Origin of the sequence: Streptomyces niveiscabiei (assembly GCF_001419795.1) — a bacterium.
GTDB lineage: Bacteria > Actinomycetota > Actinomycetes > Streptomycetales > Streptomycetaceae > Streptomyces > Streptomyces niveiscabiei.
Window position 1 is genome coordinate 1 of the sequence record NZ_LIRL01000136.1, and the last position, 1,010, is coordinate 1,010.

A 1,010-nucleotide genomic window follows, 5' to 3' on the forward strand; every position below is an offset into this window, starting at 1 on the left:
GACGCCGAACTCGGTCCAGGGGCCGGTGAAGCGGGTGGCGTCGGCGGTGGTGCGGTAGCCCATGTACTCGGCGAAGGACTCGTTCAGCCAGATGTCGTCCCACCAGCGCAGGGTGACGAGGTTGCCGAACCACATGTGGGCCATCTCGTGGGCGACGACCATGGCGCGGGTCTGGCGTTCGGTCTCGGTGACGGCGGAGCGGTACACGAACTCGTCGCGGAAGGTGACCAGTCCGGGGTTCTCCATGGCGCCCGCGTTGAACTCCGGGACGAACGCCTGGTCGTAGGAGTCGAAGGGGTAGGGCTCGGTGAACTGCTCGTGGTAGCGGTCGTAGCACTGGCGGGTGATCTCGAAGAGTTCGTCCGCGTCGGCGTCCAGGTGCGCGCCGAGGGAGCGGCGGCAGTGCAGGCCGAAGGGGAGTCCCTGGTGTTCGGTCCGTACGGAGTGCCAGGGGCCGGCGGCGACGGCCATGAGGTACGTGGAGATGGGCGGGGTCGTCGCGGCGCGCCAGCGGCCCTCGCCGAGGTGTTCGGTGACGCCGTTGGCGAGGACCGTCCAGCCGTCGGGGGCCTTGACCGTGACGTCGAACGTCGCCTTCAGGTCGGGCTGGTCGAACGCGGCGTAGGTCCGCTGGACGTCGTCCAGGAAGAGTTGCGTGTAGACGTACGTCTCGCCGTCCGCCGGGTCGGTGAAGCGGTGCATGCCCTCGCCGGTGCGCGAGTAGCGCATGGTCGCCTCGACGCGCAGCTCGTGCTCGCCCTCCTTGAGCTTCTTCAGGGGGTAGCGGTTCCCTTTGAGCTTCCCGGTGTCCAGCGCCTTCCCGTCGAGGGTGACGGCCTTCAGCTCGACCGGCTTCAGTTCGACGAAGGTGTCCGCCCCCGCACGCGCGGCAAAACGAATGACAGTACGGGACTCGAAGGTCTCATCTCCGGTCGTCAGGTCGAGGTCGACTGCATAACTGCGAACATCAAGAAGTTCGGCACGGCTCTGCGCTTCGTCGCGCGTCAGTA

General features: G+C 67.3%; 1 protein-coding gene. It reads right to left on the bottom strand.

Annotated features, from left to right (window positions below):
• A partial coding sequence (locus AOK24_RS07400) for a M1 family metallopeptidase (RefSeq protein WP_240553709.1) occupies nucleotides 1-1,008 on the bottom strand: 1,008 nt, incomplete at its 3' end.
• Nucleotides 1,009-1,010: the final 2 nt, after the last annotated feature.